At 56.3% G+C, this 18190-nt stretch carries 15 protein-coding genes, 1 pseudogene and 1 riboswitch; of the genes and pseudogenes, 4 read left to right on the top strand and 12 right to left on the bottom strand.

All coding sequences use genetic code 11. The features are described 5' to 3' along the window. Positions 1-130 precede the first annotated feature (130 nt). The gene (locus tag JL719_RS11060) at positions 131-1765 is read left to right on the top strand and encodes a SulP family inorganic anion transporter (RefSeq protein ID WP_033156338.1); all 1635 of its coding nucleotides are present in this window, start codon (positions 131-133) and stop codon (positions 1763-1765) included. 636 nt (positions 1766-2401) lie between these two features. On the opposite strand, the gene JL719_RS11055 is transcribed toward JL719_RS11060, so the two are convergent. The 5 genes and pseudogenes from JL719_RS11055 to JL719_RS24030 form a co-directional block, all read right to left on the bottom strand. Then, complete coding sequence (locus JL719_RS11055) at positions 2402-2947, bottom strand: M15 family metallopeptidase (RefSeq protein WP_033156339.1); 546 nt, start codon at positions 2945-2947, stop codon at positions 2402-2404. Positions 2948-2950: 3 nt separating this feature from the next. Continuing rightward, positions 2951-3553: a nucleotidyltransferase family protein gene (locus JL719_RS11050; RefSeq protein WP_051669886.1), complete on the bottom strand. Its 603-nt coding sequence runs from the start codon at positions 3551-3553 to the stop codon at positions 2951-2953. After that, complete coding sequence (locus JL719_RS11045) at positions 3534-3920, bottom strand: XdhC family protein (RefSeq protein WP_033156341.1); 387 nt, start codon at positions 3918-3920, stop codon at positions 3534-3536. The genes JL719_RS11050 and JL719_RS11045 overlap by 20 nt, the downstream gene beginning before the upstream one ends. A gap of 213 nt (positions 3921-4133) precedes the next feature. Beyond that, a complete protein-coding gene (locus tag JL719_RS11040; protein ID WP_033156342.1) occupies positions 4134-4517 on the bottom strand; it encodes a hypothetical protein in 384 nt (127 codons plus the stop codon). A 79-nt stretch (positions 4518-4596) separates the two neighbouring features. After that, positions 4597-4734: pseudogene (locus tag JL719_RS24030) on the bottom strand (IS5/IS1182 family transposase); the annotation flags it as partial. 498 nt (positions 4735-5232) lie between these two features. Then, positions 5233-5307, top strand: a riboswitch (cyclic di-GMP riboswitch). Positions 5308-5733: 426 nt separating this feature from the next. Here JL719_RS24030 and JL719_RS11035 point away from each other — a divergent pair. The 3 genes from JL719_RS11035 to JL719_RS11025 all read left to right on the top strand — a co-directional run bounded on the left by JL719_RS11035 (position 5734) and on the right by JL719_RS11025 (position 9908). After that, complete coding sequence (locus JL719_RS11035; protein ID WP_033156343.1) at positions 5734-6483, top strand: hypothetical protein; 750 nt, start codon at positions 5734-5736, stop codon at positions 6481-6483. Positions 6484-6679: 196 nt separating this feature from the next. After that, positions 6680-7513 (top strand): hypothetical protein, encoded by an 834-nt coding sequence (locus JL719_RS11030; protein ID WP_051669888.1) that lies wholly within the window; start codon positions 6680-6682, stop codon positions 7511-7513. 193 nt (positions 7514-7706) lie between these two features. Beyond that, the gene (locus JL719_RS11025) at positions 7707-9908 is read left to right on the top strand and encodes a cytochrome-c peroxidase (protein ID WP_033156344.1); all 2202 of its coding nucleotides are present in this window, start codon (positions 7707-7709) and stop codon (positions 9906-9908) included. A gap of 254 nt (positions 9909-10162) precedes the next feature. Here JL719_RS11025 and JL719_RS11020 read toward each other — a convergent pair whose 3' ends face one another. The 7 genes from JL719_RS11020 to JL719_RS10990 all read right to left on the bottom strand — a co-directional run bounded on the left by JL719_RS11020 (position 10163) and on the right by JL719_RS10990 (position 18173). Beyond that, the gene (locus JL719_RS11020) at positions 10163-11284 is read right to left on the bottom strand and encodes an XdhC family protein (RefSeq protein WP_033156345.1); all 1122 of its coding nucleotides are present in this window, start codon (positions 11282-11284) and stop codon (positions 10163-10165) included. A 294-nt stretch (positions 11285-11578) separates the two neighbouring features. Then, the gene (locus JL719_RS11015) at positions 11579-12379 is read right to left on the bottom strand and encodes a 2,3-dihydro-2,3-dihydroxybenzoate dehydrogenase (protein WP_051669890.1); all 801 of its coding nucleotides are present in this window, start codon (positions 12377-12379) and stop codon (positions 11579-11581) included. Continuing rightward, on the bottom strand, positions 12376-14439 hold the full coding sequence (locus JL719_RS11010) for an MFS transporter (protein WP_201799033.1): 2064 nt from the start codon (positions 14437-14439) through the stop codon (positions 12376-12378). The genes JL719_RS11015 and JL719_RS11010 overlap by 4 nt, the downstream gene beginning before the upstream one ends. Next, complete coding sequence (locus tag JL719_RS11005) at positions 14439-15422, bottom strand: FecCD family ABC transporter permease (protein ID WP_051669892.1); 984 nt, start codon at positions 15420-15422, stop codon at positions 14439-14441. Before JL719_RS11005 ends, JL719_RS11010 begins: the two co-directional genes overlap by 1 nt. After that, positions 15419-16441, bottom strand: a complete 1023-nt coding sequence (locus tag JL719_RS11000; protein WP_201799032.1) for a FecCD family ABC transporter permease — start codon at positions 16439-16441, stop codon at positions 15419-15421. The genes JL719_RS11005 and JL719_RS11000 overlap by 4 nt, the downstream gene beginning before the upstream one ends. Next, positions 16438-17376, bottom strand: coding sequence for an ABC transporter substrate-binding protein (locus JL719_RS10995; RefSeq protein ID WP_033156346.1), 939 nt, complete (start codon positions 17374-17376; stop codon positions 16438-16440). The genes JL719_RS11000 and JL719_RS10995 overlap by 4 nt, the downstream gene beginning before the upstream one ends. Continuing rightward, on the bottom strand, positions 17373-18173 hold the full coding sequence (locus JL719_RS10990; RefSeq protein WP_033156347.1) for a siderophore-interacting protein: 801 nt from the start codon (positions 18171-18173) through the stop codon (positions 17373-17375). The genes JL719_RS10995 and JL719_RS10990 overlap by 4 nt, the downstream gene beginning before the upstream one ends. Positions 18174-18190 lie beyond the last annotated feature (17 nt).

Genomic DNA, 18190 nt, shown 5'->3' with positions numbered 1-18190 from the left:
ACCCAACCAGACTGCACAATGTTTTCAAGCGGCTATGATCGATTCGGTTGTCATGACTTGTTTCCTGCGGCAATCGCTACAACCCGGGTGCTATCATGGGTCCCATCGATAAACATTTAAAATTTTTCCAATGATTGCAATTCTTGAAGCCAGTCGCGCGGGTTTATTGTCCAGAGCGCATTGGCTGAATAACCTGTTGGCCGGCGTGATTGTCGGCGTAGTGGCGCTGCCTCTGGCCATGGCCTTTGCGATAGCCTCCGGCGCCAAACCTGAGCAGGGGCTATACACGGCCATCGTGGCCGGTGGGCTGACATCCTTGTTTGGCGGCAGCCGCGTGCAGATAGCGGGGCCAACCGGCGCCTTTATCGTGATTCTAGCCGGCATTACCGGCAAATACGGCATCGGCGGCTTGCAAATAGCTTCCTTGATGGCCGGCATCATATTATTGCTTATGGGGCTTACCAAGTTGGGCGGCGTCATCAAATATATACCCGATCCGGTCATCGTCGGCTTTACCAGCGGTATCGGGGTCATCATTTTTGTGGGGCAATGGAAAGACTTTTTTGGTTTGAGCCCCGCAGCCGGCGCCGAGAATTTTCATGAAAAATTTTGGGCGTTGGCACAGGCGTTTCCTGGGCTGCACCTTGAAACCACCTTGTTAGGTGGCTTGACCTTGGCGGTGTTGCTGATTTCCGGCCGGATTCTGAAACGTATTCCCGCCCCGCTGGTCGCCATGTTGATTGCCACCTGCACGCAGTGGCAATTGCAATGGGACGGCGTGGCGACGATAGGCAGCGCCTTTGGCGGCATTCCGCAGCAGTTGCCGCAATTTCAACTGCCGGCAATGTCGGTATCGGAGGTGCTGCAATTAATCGGACCGGCTTTTACGATTGCTTTGCTGGGCGCGATTGAGTCGCTGCTGTCCGCCGTGGTCGCCGACAGCATGGCCGGCACCAAACATGACGCCAATCAGGAATTGATCGGTCAAGGGATTGCGAACATATGCTCTCCGTTGTTCGGCGGCTTTGCCTCTACCGGGGCGATTGCCCGCACGGCGACCAATGTGCGCAATGGCGCCAACAGTCCACTGGCTGGGATTGTGCATACCTTGACCTTGATCGGCATCGTCATGTTGCTGGCCCCTTATGCGTCGTTGATTCCGCTAAGCGCGTTGGCCGCCATTTTGTTTGTCGTAGCCTACAACATGAGTGAGTTGCACCGTTTCGGCCACATGCTCAGAACGGCGCCGAAGTCGGATGTGGCGGTGCTGCTGATTACCTTTTTGCTCACTGTGTTCAGCGATTTGGTCATCGCCGTCAATATCGGCGTGATGCTGGCGGCGCTGTTATTCATGAAACGCATGTCGGAAGCCGTGGGTATAGAACGGCAAGCGCACGACGCCGTCATGGAAGAGCTCGATGACGCGGATTTTGCGCTGCCAGCCAATACCGTGGTTTTTGCCATGGAAGGACCTTTCTTTTTTGGCGCGGCAGCAAGATTGGAATCCGCGCTGGAAGTGATTCACGGCCATACCGAAATTCTGGTCTTGCGCCTGGAAAAAGTGCCTTTCATCGACGCAACCGGCCTGCAATCGCTGTGGGATTTGCTGGATAATTGTAAACGGCATAAAACCCGTCTGATCCTGTGCGGCGCAAGACCGAATGTGTTCGAAAAACTCCGCCGCGCAGGCCTGGTTGGTCAAGTCGGCAAGTCAAATGTGGTGGACCGAATACAACAGATCGCCATGGATATTACTAAAAAATAACTTCCCTGCTTACCCCTCAACCCAGAGGAGGCTTGCGTAAAAGGTAAATTCGCTCCTTCTCTGACTGGAAAAGTTTGGGATGGCGACATATACCGTCACCGCTTCAGATTCATCGCCGGAAAGCTGTGAATTCCGAAACCTGAAAGCGGGCATTCGTCACTGAGTCCAACCGACGCGAAGCTGAGGCGCGAGTGCTAATCTTGAATGTCCGGTTTAAGCGGCTAGGCGCTTTAGTCCTTTGAAGGCATTGCGGGTAAGGCTTTTTACCAGCCGGTTATACAAGTTTGCTTTGCCCGCAAGGCTTTGGAGTTTGTCCGCAACGTAAAAACCTTGCGATGCTGGCGTTACCGCACGTGATCAAGCTCAAATTGGATTGTTACCAAGGTGTTTTGCCGTTCTTATCGGTGAAATCATGTTGCCTTAAAGGCTCTTAGCTTAAGTCGCAAGGCTTTTTGGACCGGTCCTGAGGCAAAAAGCCTTGTGGCGACAGCAAAAAACCCAAGACGAGAGCTTAATTACCTTATGCGCAACCCTATAAGCGATAACCGAATAGCGTCTAGGCTTGCAAGCCTAATTTGGAGACTCGGTGATAACAAAAAGACCCACTATTTTGGCTTGAGTAGTTACCAAACGTAGCTACGAATCGCCCCGATAACACCAATGCCAAGGCTCGTAAACATAACCGAAGCGGTTATCGCGCGGGAATGACAGAAAAAATTGAAAGCGTTTTGCGTTGTTTGATAGCCACTGAAAAGCAGCCGTTTGTTCGAACCGCTCGCCCAGTTCCGGGCAGTCGTCGCTGCCTATATCGATGGCACGCCCGGTGTGGTGTTCGCTGTAACCGGGCGGGGCCAAGACGCGCAGAATCTCCTCGATAGTTTTGCCCATCCCGAGCTTACGCCGAATAATGTCGGCTTGATAATCCGCACTGCGAAAGGCCGACACCATCACTAGCGTAATGCCCTCCTCGGCGGCGGCCTGTTTCAATGCGTGCCAAGCGGCTGCCGCAGCCGCTGTGAGATAAAACGCCCTGCCCTGCGGCGTGGTGTCAGCGACGATCAATTCGGCGGGCTCGCGGCAAAATGCCAAACCCCTGGCTGCCGGCAGCTCTTCTGGAATGCCCAGTTCGATGAATAGCTCATAAATACGCTGCAAGTATTCGTCAAGCGGTTGGGCAATCATGGGCTACATCTCATTGAGTTCATGCAAGCGTTGGTAATCGCTCGTGGTGTCGACATCCAGTCCCGCTTCCAGCAACGGCACTTTTACCAGTGAGTCCTCGAAGCGCAGCAACAAGGGCTTGGCTCCCCGGTCGCCGGTCAAGCTGGCTAGCTGGGGAAAATAAGCAGCCGGAAACACCGCCGGCACGCCAAACGACTCCGCATACTGACTGACGACGATGCGCTCCGGCGCGTTTTGCCAAGCGCTAAGCAAACTTTGCAGATGCGCGGCGCTAATCAAGGGTTGATCGCACAGCATCAACAATACCGCGCTAGCCGTGTCCGGCACAGCCTGGATACCAGCTCGAATCGAACCGGCCATACCGTCCCCCCAACTCGGATTCAATACCACCTCACTACCGCTCAAATCGACTGCGGCTTTTATCGCCTCAGCATTTGCGCCCAATACCACCACCGTCCGCTCCGCCAACACGGCTTGCGCATTGGCAAGCGCATGCGCCAGTAATGGACGCTCCTGCCAAATCAGTAATTGCTTGGGGCTGCCCATCCGGCTGGAGGCACCGGCCGCCAGGATGACGGCATGCACATTATCCATGGCTGCAGGCATGTGTGAGCGCAACCGGCTCATTCCCCAGTTGCCAGCCGCTACGGCCGTTGAACTGGGCCTGAATGCCCGCCACGATGGACAAGGCAATTTCTTCCGGGGTTTGCGCGCCGATGTCCAAACCGACCGGTCCGAATACCCGTTCGGCTATCAGCGCGGCATCGTCGCACAAGCTGTGCAACAACCGCTGCTTGCGATGCGCCGGACCCAGCAAACCGACCAACTCGCCGGTTTGGGTAATCAGCATCCGCGCCCCTGCCTTTTGGTAGGTCGAGCTAAAGGATTCGATGATGGTCGCCAGCACACTATCGACGCCGTCGCGTTGCTGTTGCCGATAGGCTTGGAGCAGGTGGTTGATGTGATTGGTCATGATCACTCGCTTGCAGGGGTACCGGCGATTGTACTAGTCCTATCAGCGCCGGCTCAAATCGTTGCCAAAAATTGGCGTGCGTTTTTTAGTGGATGATTCCTGCACTGACTATTCCTATAAAGAGATTGCCGCTCGAGCAGTTAAAAACTGATTAGGGTTTTGTCCGCGACTTATTGACGGCCTCCTAGCACAAATTGCATAAGGTCTGGAAACTCAAGCCTTGGCTTTTTTATCCTTACGGATGCCCCGGACCGCATACGTCCTGGCTTTATCTTTGGCGGTTTCCGCAAAGAAGGTCTTCCAGGTCTCGCCGCCTCTGTCGGCAATTGCCGCCGAAATATCCTTAAATAAACTGATACCTTCCAACACCATTGTCGGGGTAAAACCATAATCGTGGGTGAGGTAGTAACTGATGCTCATCAGATAGGTTTTTTCTCTACTCATGAGCTTGATCAGACGCTGCTTTTGTTTATCGTAGACATAGTAAGAGGTCAGCGCCAGCAGGCTCAGGCCAAAAAATTTCGTCCACAACAAAATGTAGGCATCGTCTTCATAGAGTTTCTGACCCTTGTTCAAAATGGCATCGGTTTTATTCATATCTATCCTCGGTGAAAGTGTCGGGCATCTTAATTTAAGTTTGAAAATTTTGTGTTGGAAATATTGGATAGTGTCGTCATTACACAGCCGCCCAAAGCGCAATACCGCATAAGTACAAGGCTACCAAGAACCAAGCGATGTTTTTAGCTTAACCAGTAGCTATGCCATGCCATCGCCTTAAATGCAAAAAAGCCTTCTCCACCTGATGGCAAAGGCGATTAGAGGAATCAACCTTTTTCTGGGGCTGAGTGATTTCCATCGACAATCGGCAGATGACTAAAGCTCAGGAGGGGCCGGCCGTCGATTGCCGACGAAGTCATGATACGCATCAGAATGTTGGATTATTATTTCGGAATTCGTTCCAAACCTTCGTTCCAGCACCCTGATTTTAAAGCATCGTCAGCTTGGCATATCACTACCCGAACTGATGACTTTTACCCTTACGGCGCAAACTCAAAGCCGCCGCCCAAAATCTCTTAAATAAAATAAGGGATATAACCCAAAATACGCGAAATAACACACTCTGCATAGCGTTATAGCCATCTAAAACCCCAGAAAACCGCCACACTTATTACTACTCCACCCTATCAAACAAAACAGCCTATCGCATTGTTTTATATGAACATAACCATAGAAAAACACTAGCAACCCTTGCTCAAATATATTTTGGCGCATGTTTTGCTGTACAAATAGTGCTGCACCCTCCTGGGCGCAGCCACCAAGTCGCCACACTCGTCGCAAGGCGGGGCCGGAAAGCTGCGGATCTGATTCAGATAGTCGAGCTGCCTCTTATGAGCGGGTAAGAGAAGGGTCTAGCCGGTCGAGATTCATACACCGACAACTACCCATAGCGCTCGCTCACTGGTCAGGAATAGTTTGTTATATCACCTGATTAGCTAAACCCGTTGTTTAACTCACTACGCAAGCAAGCCCGGTATTTAAAACTCTTTGGACTGTCTCTCTCGCAACCATAGCGTAGCGTGATCAATTCAGGAATATTGAAATACATAGCGGTTTTAAGGCTGTTCAAATTGCGCGGGAAGCCATTGGCCCAGCACTTACCGTACGCAAAGGACCGGAAAGTAAGAGCCTGGCATCGCGGCATCCGGCGCAGGTGCGTTAGGCAACGACTCGCAAAGGGAATTGCGAAACATTGAATGTCGCCGGTAAAACCTACCGGTAAAAATCTTCGTCTTACTATGAAAGGAATTGAAATATGTCTGTTAACACGAAACATGCGCCTGCCTTGAAAAAGGTGGCTACAACACTTGCTATTTCACTTTTAGGCTTCGGCAATGTACAAGCCGAGACCGTAAACGGCACCATCTATAAAACCGTCGACCCGGTTCACGGCGCCGGCACCACAATCGATTTCTACTCGTTCTCCTTGTCATCAGCTGCCAATGTGATAATCGATGTCCTGGCGAATGAAGGCTACGCAGCGGGCTGGGGCGCGCATCCCGGCGCGTATGTCGATATAAACGGCGACGGCGAACTAACACTGGCAGATAGCCAATTCCGCATTTTTCAGGACACAGTCTCACTGACTACCGAAATCGTCAGCGGCGACGACAGTCCAGCCTACACCATACCCGGCAATACCGGCGGATGGGCCGATGGCAGCTTGTTGAGCCGAGACTCCTATCTGGCTACTGCATTGGACGTGGGCAATTACATTATTGCTTTTGGCGATTACTCTCTGACCATCGAAGAAGCCGTACTGGGCTTCAACAAGGGCGACACCATCACCGGTGCGACCGGCGTCAACCCGATAACGGGCGCCACCGGTCAGGATCATTTCGATTATCAAATTACCCTGACCGCCACGGACTACGTCACCGGCGCCAGCCTGCCTTTGACCATCACCGGCGAGGGTGTTAGCGCAGTGCCGGTGCCAGGGGCCGTTTGGTTATTCGGTTCTGCATTAATGGGATTCGGTGTATTCGGCAAACGCCGCACCGCGTAACCCCAGCAAACAAGAGCGAAAAGGTCAGCCGACATCAGCTGTCGACTCACCCCTCGCAATGCATGTCTAAACCCTTTGGAGATGTCTATCTTTTGGCTGCCAGGCCCGAAATACTCAGACAAATCCAAATTAAACAGCAACTTAAATCTACCACAATCGTAAGCAACGATGTGGTAGATATTGGAGACACTCAAAAATGAACATCGATTTACAAACTATTTTTAAAATCACCCTATCGTCCGCCGCGCTAACCCTTGCCGTTGCTCAACCTGCGACGGCGGCTTGGTCAGGCGCCGATAACACTCTCGAGCTGGGCACCAGCATCTCAAACCCTAGTTTTAATTCCAGCAATTTGGGCTTCGCGGGCAATCCGTCTCTGTCCAATGATGGTTGGGGCATGCAAGGTGCATTTACCAACTTCTATTTGAGCTCATCAGCCCAATCCGTGACTGTCGACGCGCGTTCGTCCGCCGCAAACTTTCCGGCCTTTTCAATTTTCAGAACCAATGTGGCTTATTCGGGTGAAACGGTCGGCGTCGATACACCGGCTGAGCTAACCGGCCAAATTCACAAATTTAACTCGGTGGGCCAAGCCGGCGATCCAGGCATTATGTGGGCAACCGGCGCGGACGGCATTGTCGAAACCCTGGGCTACGTCAGCTCCTCAAGCAAAAACTACGTTAACTCTTTCGGCGGCGTCATCGACTCCGGCGCCCACGATGTCAGTATCGACAATCTGTATGAAACTGGCGTATCCGGCACTATAGGGGTCACCGGCAACCCTGCTTTTGCCAACACCAAAAGATTCGCGACCTTGACGCTGAACGACTTGCAAGCTGGCTGGTATGCCGTGTTCGTCGGCGGTGCAGACATCCTCGGAAGCAGTGCCGGCATCTCTTTGAACATTTCCGCGTCGGCCGCCCCTTCTACCTACACACCAGCGGCGGTGCCAGTACCCTCCGCTGTCTGGCTGTTCGGTACGGCACTGGCCGGCTTTATAGGCAGAGGCAAACGCAACGCTAAAGCGTAAGCCAACACCCAGCAGATAAGCCGATGTTCCTATAAAAAAAGGAAGCTTGGCGAGGGACTTCGCCAAAGGAATAAAGGATGGCCGATAAATTACGCTTTGTGATTTATCGGCCTTTTTTATAGTTTGAGCCCGCTGATGCGGGCGTTTTGGCCGTATTTGTTGCCAACCAACCATTTCTCAGTGGAGTTTCACCATGACATTGTTTCGTCATAGCCAATTAGCGATTGTTTTAGCCGGAGGTGTACTGCTCAGTTTCAGCGCCGCCGCGGTCGAATTGGCACTAGGGCCCATGCCGATAAGCCTGAAGCATTTGCCCGTTCCGCCTGTTCCCGGCCTACTGGACGGCCCGGACCCTATTGTCGTCAACAAGAATGCCGCGATTGCCTTGGGCAAAGCGCTGTTCTGGGATACTAACGTGGGTAGCGACGGCATGGCCTGTGCGTCCTGCCACTTTCACGCCGGCGCCGACGGCAGAGTAAAAAATCAGCTTGCTCCGGGCGGCCAATCCAGCCCCTTAAGCGATCAAACATTCAGCAATGCCATGACGGGTGGGTCTTTGGGACCCAATCATACCCTCAGCATTGGCGACTTTCCGTTACATCAAAGGGAAGATCCATTCCAAGAACATTCTGCGGTCCTCTACGACACCGACAATGTAGTCGGTTCGTCCGGTACTTTCGGTGGTGAATTCAGAGCCGTGGACCGCTACACAGCGCCAAACGACACCTGCAGCCGCAGCGTCGACAGCCTGTTTCATGCCGGCGCGGTCGGCACCCGCAAAGTCACGCCGCGCAATGCGCCCAGCGTGATCAATGCGGTGTTTAATCATCGCAATTTTTGGGATGGCCGTGCCAACAATGTGTTTAACGGCAGCAGTCCTTGGGGCGACCGAGATCCCGACGCCGGCGTCTGGGTAAAACAGAACGCCACGACGCTCATTAAGCAGCGCCTGCATTTAATCAATTCCTCGCTGGCGTCATTAGCAGTGGCTCCACCGCAAAACACCACCGAGATGGCCTGCCGCAACCGGACTTTGATGGAACTCGGTAGAAAGTTGCTGTTACGCCGCCCGTTGCAAAACCAAAAAGTACATCCCGAAGACAGTGTACTGGGACCTTACAGCCTCAATACCAAACCCGGCACGAACACTCTGTATAAGCTGCTGATCATGCAGGCATTCAATCCCAAATACTGGTCGTATAGCGGTAACCCGCCAATTCCGGCCCCCAAAGGGTTTGCGCCCTATAATCAAACCGAAGCCAACTTTGGCATGTTCTTTGGCCTGGCCATCCAACTCTATGAAAGCACATTGATTTCGGACGAATCGCCCTTCGACAACAGCGCCCGCGACACTGGCAATCAACCCATAGAACTCAGCGCTTCGGAATTGAACGGCTTAAAACAATTCCGAAAAAATCAGTGCGCGCTTTGCCATTTAGGACCCAACTTCAGCGCGGCGTCGATTAACGCCAATGCGGCCATTGCCAAAACTCATCCGGAAGCCTTCGGTGAACCGACTTTCTTCATCAGCGCATCCACCAATGTGGTCAATCGCATACCATTGCTTATCAAAAACGCTCCGGTTACCGCATTTTTCGATACCGGCTTTTCTTCCACAGGCGTCACCGAAGAAACGGCCGATATTGGCGCAGGCGGCGTCGACGACTTTGGCAACCCGCTATCGTTCAGCCGGCAATATTTACAGCATTTGGCGGGCAATAATGCCGCTGTACTGGATGAAGATGTCACTAAAGTGAGAGCGTGCGATTTTCAGGAAGCCCTTGCTCTAAATATCAAACTGCCTTATTCGCTGCCGAGCTTGTTTACCATCACCGACGGCATAAGACCCCAGCCACAAAGCACGGAGAACTGTTTCCTGCCCGCAAACAATGCCTTTTTGCCCACGACCGCTGCCGCCTTAGCGGAGTTGAACAAGCCCAATACCCGGAAAATGGTAGCGTCTGTCGACTCGACATTTAAAATCCCCTCGCTACGCAATATCGAGTTAACCGGACCATACATGCACAACGGCAGCATGGCCACCCTGGAACAAGCGATCGAATTTTATTCGCGAGGCGGAAATTTTGCCTACGACAGCAAACAAGTTACTCGGGTATTTCCGCAGCCCAATCTACAACTGGATGCGCAAAACCGCGCCGACCTGATCGCCTTCCTGAAAACCTTGACCGATGACAGAGTCCGCTACGAAAAAGCCCCCTTTGATCACCCCGAAATCAAAATACCCCACGGCCACGTTGGCGTGGAGCAGACAGTAAGCGGCGGTAATCCGCTGGGAGCCGTTCTGGGTAAAGATGAATTTCTGACCATTGAAGCGGTGGGCGCCCAAGGCAATTCATCACCGATACAGCCTTTCGAAGCGTATTTGGCACCCTAAGGCGGTTTAAATTTCAGCCCACAGTCACCGGCTAAGGCCGGTGACTTGCAAACCATGCAAGGCTAAAAAAGGTAATAACAGCGCCTTAGCTAAGCCACGCCGTTATGCATGGCAAGAAAACTAGCAAACACCGGCTCCTGAAAAGGGGGATTCCTAGAAAATAGCCCCAATTTATCGGCAAAACGCCGCGATAAATCATTCCCGTAATTTGTCCACGCTCAGCGCTGAGTCATTCTCAGTCGCCGGCATGCACATTATCCAGGGCTGCAAGCGTGTTTGATCGCAACCGGCTCTTTCCCCAGTTGCAAGCCGCTACGGCCGTTAAGCTGGGCCTGAATGCCGGCCACGATGGACAAGGCAATCTCTTCCGGGGTTTGCGCGCCGATGTCCAAACCGACCGGGCCGAATACCCGTTCGGCTATCAGCGCGGCATCGTCGCCCAAGCTGTGCAACAGCCGCTGCTTGCGATGCGCCGGACCCAGCAATCCGATAAACGGCACCCGGCAATGCACGATGGCTCGCAGGTAGCGCTGATCGTATTCGACGTTATGGGTCATCAGCATGATGGCATTGAAGCGTTGCAAATCCAGCTCCTCCGCCACCTGTTCAGGGGTCAGATGCAATAATTGATCGGCTAAAGGAAAACGCTCTGGCTTGATATGCGCGGGCCGATGATCGACTAAGGTCACGCGCCACCCCAAGGATTTGGCGTAGTTCACCAGCGGTATCGCGTCGGCACCGGCGCCGAATATCAGCAACTGCCAAGGCGGTTGCACCGGATCGTAAAAGGCTTTGATGTCCTGGCCGTCAAGCGGATGGGTTTCGATACGCGGTTTTTGCTGCAAGGCCGTTTGCAGCGCCGCTGTGGCGAAGGGAAACGGGACGCTGGGTAAGTTCAGTTGTTCGCCGATAATGGCAGCCGGCAAGAACTGGCTGCGCCCTACCGGAAAATCCGCATGCGCGGACTCGAACACCGTAACCAATACTCCATGCGCTTGAGCTTCGGCGGCTTCCACCAACTGACTCAATGGACTGAAACCCTGCTCGGCTTTTAATAATTGCAGCAACACCCGAACAGCGCCGTTACAACCCAGACCCAAACCCCAGATTGCGTCTTCCCCGGAACGCATATCGTAAAATACGGTTTTGGCTGCGCCGGTTTCGAACACCGAAGCGGCCTGCTCCAGCAAATCCCTTTCAAAGCAGCCGCCACCCAATAAACCGACCAACTCGCCGGCTTGGGTAATCAGCATGCGCGCGCCGGCCTTTTGGTAAGTCGAGCCGAAGGTTTCGATAATGGTCGCCAGCACGCAGTCTTCGCCGTCGCCTTGCAATTGCCGGTAAGCTTCTAGCAGATGATTGATGTTATGGGCCATGGTTTACTCGCTTGCGGGTGTGCAGGCGATTGTACTAGCCATATCAACTCCAGCTCAAATCGGTACGCAACAGCGGCAATTGCCTGACCCGCACACCGGTAGCGGCGAATATTGCATTGCACACCACCGGCGTCATTTTCTCGTTTTACATTTAGGTTAAACAGCTTCGCTCATATCGGACATTCGTAGCCATCAGCGTCGGGACCGCCATACCACTTTATGAGCAGACGAACCGCTCGAGTTCCAAACTTCTTACGGGCAATTCATCGTGGCCACACGCGGGCTATTTTGCCGTTAACCTAATGTCGCTCCACCGTCAACCACTAAATCCTGAAGGGTGATATGTCCGGCCCGATCCGACAACAGAAACGCCACGGCGTGAGCTATATCGTCCGGTTGGGCCAGTTTGCCGAGCGGAATGCCCAGCCGATGTTGCGCCAAGGAGCCCTTGATGACTTGCGCGGCGCTACCGGCACCGGCGCGCCAGAAGCGGCGCTGCATGTCGGTTTCGGTCGAGCCCGGCGACACCAGATTGCAACGAATGCCGTATTCCGCCAGTTCCAAGCCTAAACAGCGGGTGAATTGCGCCGCGGCGGCCTTGGATGCAGCGTAGGCCGCCATACCGGTCCGCGGCGTCGATGCTGCATTGGAACCAACCGTCACGATAGCCCCGCGCCGCCGCTCGCGCATCCGACGAGCTACCGCGCGGCTTAGCGCAAATACACCATGACAGTTTACGGCAAAGCTTTCCAGCCAGTCCTCGTCACTGGCATCCACTACATGACCGGGAAGCAGCACACCGGCGACATTCACCAGATAGTCGATTTCGCCGATTTTGGCCTCGACTCCAGCGACTGCGGATTCCAGGCCGGCACGATCGCGTAAATCCAGCGCCAGCGGATATAGCCCGGGCATTGACTGGCAAACTTCACGCAAAGCGTCGCTATCGATGTCTGCCGCAACCACGGTCAAGCCTTCGCCGGCCAACACGGCGGCTACCGCCTGGCCGATGCCTCGTGCGGCACCACTTACCAGTGCAACGCCGGGGCGCGAACCGAATCCGGCGCTAGGTGACGACTGTCTTGCCAGTTTCATGATTCGGCCGTGGCAACCGGCGTAAGACGATCCGCCGTCGTTGTCGATGCCCCCTGCGACGCGCCGAAACGGTGTAAGCCGGCCAGCAAGCACAAGCTCACGCAGGTGACACCTGCCGCCAGCCAGCCGACGCGATCAAAATGCTGCAATACGGCGCCATCCCCGCCAGTCATCCAGCCCGCGCACCCGGCTGCTAAACCGGATGCGGCCTCGGTGCTCGCGGTATTCACCGCCATGTAGCGGCCCCGCAACGGTGGCGGCACTCTGCCAATCAGCCAAACCGAGGCCGGAATAGACCGAGTGGAGGTTAAAGCCATAAACAACACAAACACCGCCGTCGTTTGCCATAATGGCCCTGGTTGTAACTGAGTCAACCACAGATGCGGAATGATGCTGGCGACCATCAATACAGCCAGAATCCCGGCGGCACCGAAACGATCCACCGCACGGCCAATACCGCGCGCCACTACGAAAGTCGCCAATCCGGCGCAAAGATAAATCCAGGACAAATCACGTAAATCAACACCCAATGTGCCGTTCAAGTGTGCGCCCAGATAAGGCACGATCAGAAAACCGGCAAAAACGATGCAAAAGCTCAACACCCAACCCAAGGCCAGTGCCGGCGAACGCAAACTCCCGCGCCCGGCGCCGACGCTAACGGGTGATCGGGGTAAGGCCCGGTACAATCTTAGCCACCACAATGCAGACAGTGCCGCAACCGCTAAAAAAGGAAGCCGCCAGCCGCCCAACGCCGCCAATCCCAGGCCCGAAGGCACACCGATCACGGCACACACGCCGAAGGCCGACATAATGGCACCGATGGCCTGGCCGCGGCGCTCGGGCTCGATGCGGTCGGCTATCATCGCCATCATGGTTGCGTTCATCAACCCTGCGCAAGCACCCGCCAACGCCCGCGCGACCAGCAATTCGCCGAATTGCCCCGCAAGACCACAAGCCAGCGTGGCGACCACAAATCCGGCGTACAAGGCCAACAAGGTGCGCTTGCGGTCGCCGCGATCAATCCATCGACCACCGAGCAGACTGGTCAGCGCCGAGGCCAGCGTATAGACACCAACCAGGGATCCGAAGCGCGCCGGACCCATGTCGAAATCGCGCATCAGCGCCGCGCCCAGCGGCATCAGCACCATATAATCAAGTAAAAGGGTGAATTGAAGTACCGCAAACAACAGCACTAAACGACGCTCCGCCACGCTAGCCGACACTTCGGCGAACGGACCGACCGAAGCCATGCTCACAGGCAAAGGCTGCGCTTGCGGCAACGGCAAATCGGCTTGTCTTACCGGCACGACGACAGGTGTACCGTCGGGTGCGGTCAGGATATGGCTATCGATGCCGTAAAGCTGCCGCAATAAAACCGGATTCAATACATCCACCGGGGAACCGCAGGCCGCTAGTCGGCCGTTATCCAGGGCCACCAACCAATCCGCATGGCGCGCGGCAACCAGGTCGTGCATCACCACGACCACGGTGCGACCGGCATCCGCCAACGCCCGCAACAAGGCGATCAATTCCAGCTGGTGCCCAGGATCAAGCATGCTGCCGGGTTCGTCCAGCAGCAGGACCGGCGTGGACTGGGTCAGCATCATCGCTATCCACGCGCGTTGCCGCTGCCCGCCGGAAAGCTTGTCCAACGGTTGTCCAGCCAATTCCGTCAGGTCGGTAAGACGCAAGGCCTCGCATCGGGCGGCCTCGTCTTCTGCTGACCAGCTCACCATCCAATGCCGATGGGGGTGGCGTGCCAGCGCCAGCAAATCGTTTACCCTCAGTCCGACCGGCGCTTGCGGAAACTGCGGTAAAAAACCCACGCTACGTGCCAAGTCGGCGGTCGAGAATAGTCGCAAATCGTCTTCGCCCAGCTGGATACATCCTGAATCGGCTTGATGCAGACGAGCCAGGCAACGCAGCAAGGTGCTCTTGCCGCAGCCGTTGGCGCCGACAATGGCAGTCACCCGTCCGGCCGGAATTTGCAGGCTGAGGTCGCGCAATACGGGTTCCGCACCATAGCCGGCGATTACTTGGTCAACCCGAAACGCCAACATTACCCGGCTCCGTAAGCTTTTGGCCGCATCAGCAACCACAATAAAAAAGGACCACCCAAAAAACCGGATACGACGCCGACGGGCACTTCGACCGGCGCGGCCGCTATGCGCCCGAGCAAGTCTGCACCCGTGACCAGTACCGCGCCGATACTGGCGGAACACCATACCGGTATGCCGCCGTCCGGCGACAATCGCTGTGCCAGGATCGGCGCGGCGAGCGCGACGAAACCAATCGGCCCGCCGACGCCCACCGCGACGCCCGCCAGCGCAGCGGCCAGCATCAGCACGGTAAAGCGCAGCTGACCTAAATTGACCCCCAAACCGCGAATACTGTCGTCGTGCAGACATAACAGCACCAAAGCGCGGGAGATGACCCAACAGGCAGTCAGCAAGATGCCGAGCAGCGCCGCAGCCACCTTGACCACAGGCCAGGCGCGCCCGGCTAAACTTCCGACACTAAACGCATACAGACCGGTGGCATGGAAGATGGACAATGTCGCCAAGGCAATGTCAAAGCCGGCGCGCAGTAAACTGGCAATGCCCAGCCCGACCACGAGGACCCGGTAACCGCGCGTACCCACGCCGCCAGCGGCCAGCAAAGTGAATACAGCGGTGATCAGCGCACCCGCCACCGCACACCACCACGGGCCCAACAAACCGGACGGGTTTAGCATCAAACTCAGGGCCAACGCCAGTAACGCACCATCGTTGATTCCCAAAACATCGGGACTGGCCAAGCGATTGCGCGTCAAGTTTTGCAATAGGGCGCCGGCGGCGCCGAGCCCGATGCCAACCACGAGTGCCGCACATAAACGCGGCAAGCGAAATTGCGTCACCAGCGTGGACAGCCAGTCGGACCCAGGGCCAAACAAGCCGGCATACACTTGCGATGCCGACAAGCGTGGCGTGCCGGCAACCAGCGCGGCATACGCCAGCACCAGCAATAGCGGTATGGGCGCTAGGCGGCGAGCAGCCTTGGTCATCGCTCACTTCCTGCCGGCATTAAAGCCAGTGTGGCGTCGCGATTTACCATCCAGATCAGTAAGGGCGCGCCGATGCCGGCCAATACGGCGCTAACTGGCGCTTCGAACGGGGCAAGCAACAAGCGCGAGCTTAAATCAGCCGACAGCATCAGCGCGGACCCCAGCAAAATAGAATAGGGAAGTTGGGAGGCGATCGTCACTCCGGCCAGCGTCCTGGCGCAATACGGAGCGATTAATCCCAAAAACGGAATAGGGCCAGCGAGTGCTACGCTGGTGCCGGTCAACAGTGCCACGACCGCAACCGCCCCCACCCTAGCCGGAGCGGGTCTCTGCCCAAGCGCGCGCGCCAGATCATCGCCCAAGGCCAGCGCCGATAACGGGCGCACCAGCGCCATGGCCGCAGTCAGACCGACGCCTATCAGCACCAAGCCGGGCCAAAGTAAGCCGGCATGCGGATGGGCTAAGGAACCCAGCAACCAAAACCGATAACGATCTAGATTGGCGGTGCTGACCAAGGCCAGCCACGCCGTCAGACTATGGCAGGTGGCGGTGAGCGCCAATCCGGCCAACACGAGCCGTAAAGGCGATGACTGGCCGCCGCCGGCACGCGCCAACAGCAAGACCAAAAGACTGCCCAAGCTTGCCCCACCCAGTGCCCAGCCGATCTGCGCACCAGGACTTTGCCCGGCAAACCAAGCGATACCGAGTGCCACCCCAAGTGCGGCGCCACTGTTGACACCCAACAACCCGGTTTCAGCGAGTGGATTGCGCGTGACGGTCTGCAACAAAACCCCGGCTGCGCCCAATGCCGCACCCAGGGCCAAGGCCTTAAGTAGGCGGGGCAGCCGCAATTCGCCCAGTACCAGATCGACATGGGCATCGCCGGACGCCCCTAGCAGCCAATGCAGACTGTCTTGCCAGCCGACACCACCTGCGCCAAAGCTTAACGACGCGAAGGCCAACAACAGCACGGAAAGTGGCAACAGAACACCTAAAAGAGCGGATTTAGGCGCCTTCACGATCCGCTCTCCACCCCGTCAAATGCCGATACCACATCTTCAAGGAGCGTTTTGGCAGCCAGCGGACCACCGATAACAGTCCATAAAGCCGCATCCACTTCGCGCACTCGATGCAGCCGCGCTGCCCGCAATTCCGCAAAAGCCGGTTCGTCTCGCAAGGCGGCGACGCCGTGCGGATCGGGTGCAAAATTACCTATGAACAACCAATCGCCGTCGATGTCGGCCAACACTTCCCGGCTTAACGGCGCTCCATGTCCGGCACCGGGTTGACGTTGGGCAGGAGGCCGAGTCAAACCCAAATCTGTCAGAACCCGCCCGGCAAACGCATCGCCCAGCATATACATGGGTCCGTTAGGCGTAAGCCGAACAATGCTCACCGATTCACCCCAGTGCGCTTTCAGCTGCTCTCGCAGGCGGGCAGCCAGCGTACGATACTCTTCGAGTACTTGCGAGCCGGCCTGCTGCCGACCCACCGCATCCGCAATACGCCTCACGCTGTCTTGCCAGTGTTCACCAGGATAAAAGCTGACTACGGTCGGCGCAATCGCGCGTAGTTGCTCCAGGAATGCGGGATCGCTCTGACCGCCGGCCAAGATTAAATCCGGGCGTAGCGCGACGATGCGGTCCAAAGACGGCTGGGCGAAATCGCCTACGCTGTCTATCCCATTCACCCGTCCCCCCAAATAGCGCGGCGGGTGCTGGCTGCCGCGACCGTTGCTGGCACCGACGGGCCGCAGACCAAGCGCCAGCGCGGCGTCCAAATCCAACTCGCTCAATGCCACCACACGTTGCGCCGCTTGTGGCACGCTTACCGGTCGGCCGATGGCATCGATTAACTCACGAGCCCCCTGTTCCGGCACAGCAGGCGGCGGGCCATCGCATGCTGCTAATAGTAATATCAGCAAAATCCTTGCCCTGAACATAGGTCTTTTCATGTATTCCCATCCATGCAGCGGTGCCGCTCGTCGTGGTAATCCTCTTCACTCCACCCCCGACACCAATAGGGCACTGCGTACAGGGACGCGGGGGGCAAACCTCGTTCGCGCAGCAGGTAGTGGCGAATGGCGAGCACAGATGCACTCTCGCCGGCTATCGTCGCGAATACCCGTGCCTCCACCGGCCAACGGATTTGGCGGACGGCGCCCGTCAGTGGGCTCGGAGCGTGCGAATACAGCCACTGCAACTGCACGCCCGGCGGATGCTGCAACACCAGTTGATCCGCCGCGTCAGTCACTTCGATCAAGGCCGCTCCGCTTGCAGTGGCCGGTAGGGCTTCCAGTACCGCCGCGATAGCCGGCAGGGCGGTTAAATCGCCGGCCAACAAATGAAAATCGGCCGCGGCACTCGACAACGGGGGACCGCCCACGCTCGCAAGACCGATAATGTCGCCGATTGCGGCACGGATGGCCCAGCGCGAACCGGGACCGTCGTCGCCGTGCAGCACGAAATCGACATCGAGCAAATTCTCGGCAAAATCGACGCGGCGCAGGCTATAGGCACGCGCTACGGACCGGAAGCCGTCCGGCCACTGCGCGTCGCCGGTCGAGTTCGCGCCTGAAACAGGTAGCAGCAATTTGAGATGCGCGCCTGGCCCCGCATGCGCGATGTCTTGCAAGGCCTCGCCGTAAAAACGGATTCGGCGTAAACGCGGACCCAAACTGAGTGTTTCCAGTACAGTTAAGCGCTGAGGGATGCGGGTAGACCGGCTACGATGCGTACTAAGGGTCGTCATGCAAAAAATCGAGTGGT

It is taken from the genome of Methylomonas sp. LW13, assembly GCF_016865255.1.
Classification (GTDB): Bacteria; Pseudomonadota; Gammaproteobacteria; order Methylococcales; family Methylomonadaceae; genus Methylomonas.
Note: the sequence above shows the minus strand (reverse complement) of the source record. Positions and strands in the feature narration are given on the sequence as shown.

What these genes read in the sequence shown, in the direction of transcription:
- JL719_RS11050 (WP_051669886.1), bottom strand. Translation starts at nt 3,553, where the DNA reads ATGCCTGCAGCCATGGATAATGTGCATGCCGTCATCCTGGCGGCCGGT.
- JL719_RS11045 (WP_033156341.1), bottom strand. Translation starts at nt 3,920, where the DNA reads ATGACCAATCACATCAACCACCTGCTCCAAGCCTATCGGCAACAGCAA.
- JL719_RS11010 (WP_201799033.1), bottom strand. Translation starts at nt 14,439, where the DNA reads ATGTTGGCGTTTCGGGTTGACCAAGTAATCGCCGGCTATGGTGCGGAA.
- JL719_RS11015 (WP_051669890.1), bottom strand. Translation starts at nt 12,379, where the DNA reads ATGAAACTGGCAAGACAGTCGTCACCTAGCGCCGGATTCGGTTCGCGC.
- JL719_RS11005 (WP_051669892.1), bottom strand. Translation starts at nt 15,422, where the DNA reads ATGACCAAGGCTGCTCGCCGCCTAGCGCCCATACCGCTATTGCTGGTG.
- JL719_RS11060 (WP_033156338.1), top strand. Translation starts at nt 131, where the DNA reads ATGATTGCAATTCTTGAAGCCAGTCGCGCGGGTTTATTGTCCAGAGCG.
- JL719_RS11040 (WP_033156342.1), bottom strand. Translation starts at nt 4,517, where the DNA reads ATGAATAAAACCGATGCCATTTTGAACAAGGGTCAGAAACTCTATGAA.
- JL719_RS10995 (WP_033156346.1), bottom strand. Translation starts at nt 17,376, where the DNA reads ATGAAAAGACCTATGTTCAGGGCAAGGATTTTGCTGATATTACTATTA.
- JL719_RS11055 (WP_033156339.1), bottom strand. Translation starts at nt 2,947, where the DNA reads ATGATTGCCCAACCGCTTGACGAATACTTGCAGCGTATTTATGAGCTA.
- JL719_RS11035 (WP_033156343.1), top strand. Translation starts at nt 5,734, where the DNA reads ATGTCTGTTAACACGAAACATGCGCCTGCCTTGAAAAAGGTGGCTACA.
- JL719_RS10990 (WP_033156347.1), bottom strand. Translation starts at nt 18,173, where the DNA reads ATGACGACCCTTAGTACGCATCGTAGCCGGTCTACCCGCATCCCTCAG.
- JL719_RS11025 (WP_033156344.1), top strand. Translation starts at nt 7,707, where the DNA reads ATGACATTGTTTCGTCATAGCCAATTAGCGATTGTTTTAGCCGGAGGT.
- JL719_RS11020 (WP_033156345.1), bottom strand. Translation starts at nt 11,284, where the DNA reads ATGGCCCATAACATCAATCATCTGCTAGAAGCTTACCGGCAATTGCAA.
- JL719_RS11030 (WP_051669888.1), top strand. Translation starts at nt 6,680, where the DNA reads ATGAACATCGATTTACAAACTATTTTTAAAATCACCCTATCGTCCGCC.